The following is a 5,410-nucleotide window of genomic DNA, read 5'->3' on the forward strand; positions in this document are numbered from 1 at the left end:
AAGCTGAAAAATCGGCACTGATATGGCTAATTTCTCTATTTTCTGATCCTAAACATCTCTAGTTCTCCTTAAATTGTTAACTCATTTAGGCTTTGAAACAGCCCTGCCCCTTGGATAGGGGAAAAAAGCGGTCGTTTCGGCGCTTGAGCCGACATGAATGCGGAGCATGACCTAGGATGGGATGGCGTTTTGCTTCGCAACATATAAAGCAAAGCGGGTCCGTAGGAGCGGGTCTCCCGAAGAGTGCAGAGCCACTCCGAAGTGAGCCATATCCAATCGACCAAGAAAAGAAATAATATTTCCTGATCTTCAATCTGATGGTTTTAACCAGAGGTAATTATCAATTATCAATTAATGAAACATCTATACAAACTTAATTTTTATAATTATAAATAACACAGAGAATCGGAATAGGTAAACAATTTTGCTTAGGTACTTACTAATTTAATAAGTGTTTGTAAAAAATAGTATAAGTAAGCAAGAGGTAAGAAGGAAGAAGGCTTTATTTATCTAGGATAGAAGGAATAAATATTGAAAAAAAGGGGAAATAATAGAACTAGCTGTCTCAAATGAATTGTAGCAGATATTTTTCAGCATCTGCGTTCGAGATTCTATTTTTGTCGCCTTCTTTTTTCATGCTTAGTGTGAAAAAATACCGTACATCATTCATAATAAAAGTGCTATAACTTTTTTGAATTCTTCTCGATCAAAAAAATCATCTTTTGATAAAAGATAATGCTAAATCGACTGAATAGACGGAAATTTTTAATCAATAACGCTCTAGGTATAACCTCAGCTTTACTACTCAAAGCTTGCCAGAATCAGAATAATTTAACATCAAAAAATGAACCAGAAATTATCAAAGTCGGTATATTACATTCATTAACAGGCACAATGGCAATTAGTGAAAAAAATGTTGTAGATGCCGAATTATTAGCAATTGAAGAAATTAACAAATTAGGAGGTGTATTAGGAAAAATAATCGAACCAATTATAGAAGATGGAGCTTCAGATTGGCCAATGTTTGCTGAAAAAGCAACTAAATTAATTAAAGAAGATCGAGTAGTAACAGTATTTGGTTGTTGGACATCAGCTAGTAGAAAAGCTGTTTTACCTGTATTTGAGTCACAAAACCATTTGCTTTGGTATCCTGTACAATATGAAGGTCAAGAATGTTCTAAAAATGTATTTTACACAGGTGCAACACCAAATCAACAGATTGAACCTGCGGTTAAATGGTTGTATGAAAATAAGGGTCAAAAATTTTTTTTAATTGGTTCTGACTATGTTTTTCCTCGGACAGCCAATGCTATAATTCAAGCCAAAATATCTAATCTTGGAGGGGAAATATTAGGAGAAAATTATATTCCTCTAGGCCGTAAAGAATTTAAAGAAATTATTGCAGAAATTATCGCCAAATTACCCAACGGTGGCGTGATATTCAATACTCTAAATGGTGATAGTAATATAGCATTTTTTAGAGAATTAAGTGCTGCTGGTTTAAGACCTAATAAATATCCCGTTATGTCTGTAAGTATTGGTGAAGCTGAGGTCAAAGAAATTGGCATAGAATATCTCATTGGTCATTATGCAGCCTGGAATTATTTTATGACTGTTGATACTCTAGAAAACCAAAAATTTATCCAAAAATTCCAAGAAAAATATGGAAATAATCGAGTTATTAATGACCCAATGGAAGCTGCTTATATAATGGTTTATTTATGGAAGCAAGCAGTTGAAAAAGCAGGTACAGCGAATGATTTAGAAAAAGTAAGTCAAGCTGCTTTAGGTCAAACTTTTAATGCGCCTCAAGCAAAGGTAAAAATGGAAAATAATCATCATCTTTCTAAATATTTTAGAATCGGTGAAGTGAGAAATGATGGTTTATTTGAGATAATTTTTTCTACACCGGAAACTATTCAACCCGAACCGTGGAATGAGTTATTACCTGAGACTAATGGTAGAATTTGTCAATATTGACCAATAAATAAGCCTACAGGAGTAAAACTGTTAGTTGGACTGGTGAAATTATTAATAATTTAGGTGGCAAAAAAGTTGTTTTTGGTAGTAATGGATTTCGACTTGACCGTGATTTAAACGGCGCTCGCGGAATCTTTATTAAAAGCGTGGTAGAACATCCTTCTATCACTTTGGGAGATACCCCCTCAATAAGTTAATCTTATTGTGCATTGTTAGCTTTTGTTAACAAAATAGTATCGGCTTCAAGCCTCCTCTTGGCTGCACCATCTACTGTACAAGGTTAGGACTTACGGAAAGACCATGTATGTAGCGTTCAAAACTATAACGTTATAGTTTTTTAACTCTATATATATTATATATATAAACTATAGTACCTCTGCGTAAGTCCTCATAAAAAAGAAAATTCCAGATTTTCAAGCCTCCGACTTCAAGGGGAGGTACTGATATAAGTCATAGATTACTTTTGACTTTTGACTTACACATAGAGCTATAGAATGGTCAAATCTTTGCCCACCCAACGCTAATTTTTGGTCAATATACTTTACAATCAGCAATATAACTAAGGGAATAAAATAGGATTTCATACCATTATTGGGACAATCCAGCCTCAGCTAAGGGCCAGCCTATCAGTTATCAGTTATCAGTTATCAGTACCACTTGCTGAAACTTAGAGACTTGAAATACTGAAGTTGATTTTCTCTTGGTCGGATTAGATATGGCGAAGTCTCCTCCCCATCTCACCCTACGGGAAGCTCGGCTTTTCATGTCGGCTCAAGCGCCGAAACGACCGCTTTTTCATCCCCGATCCAAGGCGAGGCTATTGACCTTATTGTTTGGTCAAATAAATACCCTATGTGTAATACTAAAAGAGTACAATTTGTAACATCTGACAAAAGAGTTAAACATGAAAAAAGACCTCACTAAATATCGCAACTTCGGCATCTTCGCCCACGTTGACGCGGGCAAAACCACCACAACAGAAAGAATATTGAAACTAACCGGAAAAATCCATAAAATCGGTGAGGTCCACGAAGGTGCCGCGACAACAGACTTTATGGAACAGGAGCAAGAGCGGGGCATTACGATTCAGTCTGCCGCTACAAGCTGTTTCTGGAAAGATTGCCAATTAAATATTATTGATACCCCTGGCCACGTTGACTTTACCATCGAGGTATATCGTTCTCTCAAGGTACTTGATGGTGGTGTAGGTGTATTCTGTGGCTCTGGTGGTGTAGAACCCCAATCTGAAACTAACTGGCGTTATGCTAATGATTCTAAAGTTGCTCGGATTATCTATGTAAATAAGCTTGACCGGACAGGAGCAGATTTCTACAGAGTTGTCAAGCAGGTTGAAGATATACTCGCGGCCAAGCCATTAGTAATGGTATTACCAATTGGTATTGAAACTGAATTTGTGGGAGTTGTGGATCTACTAACCCGCAAGGCTTGGGTTTGGGATGATTCTGGAGACCCAACCAAATACGAGATTAAAGACATTCCAGAGAATATGACTGATGATGTCGAGAAATATCGGGAAATGTTGGTTGAAACTGCTATTGAGCAAGACGATGATGTAATGGAAAAATATCTGGAAGGAGAAGAACCAGATGTTGACACCCTGAAACGTTGTATTCGTAAGGGAACTAAGGATCTGGCTTTCTTCCCCACCTACTGTGGCTCATCTTTCAAAAATAAGGGCGTCCAGTTGGTACTTGATGCAGTTGTAGATTACTTGCCTAACCCCACTGAAATAAAACCACAACCTGAGATTGACCTAGAAGGTCACGAGACTGGTAACTTTGCCTATGTTGATCCAGAAAAGCCTCTGCGTGCTTTGGCCTTTAAAATTATGGACGATAAATATGGTGCTTTGACCTTTACTCGCATCTATTCCGGTACTTTGTCTAAAGGTGACACAATTCTCAATACTTTTACAGGTAAAACTGAGAGAGTTGGACGTTTGGTAGAAATGCACGCCGACTCCCGCGAAGAAATTGAATCTGCTCAAGCAGGGGACATTGTTGCTATTGTGGGGATGAAGAATGTGCAAACTGGCCATACTCTCTGCGACCCCAAACAACCCGCTACTTTGGAACCGATGGTGTTCCCTGACCCGGTAATTTCTATTGCTGTGGCAGCTAAGGACAAAGGTTCTGTGGAAAAACTGGGTTTGGCATTGAGTAAAATGGTTCAGGAAGACCCATCTTTCAGAGTTGAGACAGATGCTGAAAGTAACGAAACCATCATCAAGGGTATGGGTGAATTACATTTGGATATTAAAGTTGATATTCTCAAGCGGACTTATGGGGTTGATGTGGAAGTTGGTAAACCACAGGTAGCTTATCGTGAATCTATTACTAAGCGTCTTGAAGATAGTTATACTCACAAGAAGCAGTCTGGTGGTTCTGGTCAATTTGCTAAGATTGATTATGTGATGGAACCTTCTGAAACTGGTGAAGGTTTCCAGTTCGAGTCAAAGGTGACTGGTGGAAATGTTCCGAGAGAATTTTGGCCTGCTGTACAAAAGGGCTTTGAGTTTAGCTTTGAAAAGGGTATGTTAGCTGGTTATCCTTGTGTGGATATGAAGTTCACATTAACTGATGGTGCTTTCCACCCGGTTGACTCCTCAGCGATCGCTTTTGAAATTGCTGCGAAAGCTGCTTATCGTCAGTCTTTTTCTAAAGCTGCTCCTCAGTTGCTGGAACCGATAATGAAGGTTGATGTGTTTACTCCTGACGATCATGTTGGTGATGTTATTGGAGATATTAACCGTCGTCGGGGAATGATTAAGTCTCAAGATTCGACAGCAACTGGTAGTCGTATTAAAGCAGATGTGCCATTGAGTGAGATGTTTGGCTATATTGGTGACTTGCGGACTATGACTTCTGGTAGAGGTCAGTTCTCAATGGAGTTTTCTCATTATGCACCTTGTCCTAGTAATGTTGCAGAAGTGGTAATTAAGGAAGCTAAAGAGCGTCAAGAAGCTAAAGCTAAATAAGCATTCAGCAGTGAGCAGTCAGCTATCAGCTATCAGCTATTTTCGTAGGAAAAGCTGAATGCTTGGTTAATTTGAACATATACAGGGCGGAGAATTTAAGTATTGATGCCCTGTATTTTTTTATTTTTGACTGGAGAAAGGCTTTGTTGCATGAAACTATATAGGGCTTGCTGATTAAATATCAAAGCATTGACGAATAAAGGTTTGAGCAATTTTAGGTCTGGAAAAAGTACCAGCTTTTTGGTTGATCAAGCAGAAATTGTGAGCATTTTGGGTAGATTATGGCAGAAAAATCACTCTTACTATTCTTCCTCCTGCCTCCTCTATAATTCCCATTCCTCCTGAGGACTGTACGGGCGTTAACGATAGTTATGCGAAGCTAACGGCCGTTTCGCTGCGCGACATGAAACGCCCCTACGACTCCTGAGGACT

The 5,410-nt window shown here is 38.5% G+C and carries 2 protein-coding genes; both read left to right on the plus strand.

Going from position 1 to position 5,410, the window contains the following annotated elements; all coding sequences use genetic code 11:
* Positions 1-735: 735 nt before the first annotated feature.
* Positions 736-1,980 (plus strand): urea ABC transporter substrate-binding protein, encoded by a 1,245-nt coding sequence (gene urtA, locus AFK68_RS12340; RefSeq protein ID WP_094672021.1) that lies wholly within the window; start codon positions 736-738, stop codon positions 1,978-1,980.
* A 904-nt stretch (positions 1,981-2,884) separates the two neighbouring features.
* Positions 2,885-4,978, plus strand: a complete 2,094-nt coding sequence (fusA, locus tag AFK68_RS12345) for an elongation factor G (RefSeq protein ID WP_094673072.1) — start codon at positions 2,885-2,887, stop codon at positions 4,976-4,978.
* Positions 4,979-5,410 lie beyond the last annotated feature (432 nt).

The organism is Hydrocoleum sp. CS-953 (assembly GCF_002260545.1).
In the GTDB taxonomy this organism is placed as follows: Bacteria; Cyanobacteriota; Cyanobacteriia; order Cyanobacteriales; family Microcoleaceae; genus Trichodesmium.

Excerpts from the sequence above, each read along its gene's own strand:
- urtA (WP_094672021.1), top strand. The coding sequence starts at position 736 with ATGCTAAATCGACTGAATAGACGGAAATTTTTAATCAATAACGCTCTA.
- fusA (WP_094673072.1), top strand. The coding sequence starts at position 2,885 with ATGAAAAAAGACCTCACTAAATATCGCAACTTCGGCATCTTCGCCCAC.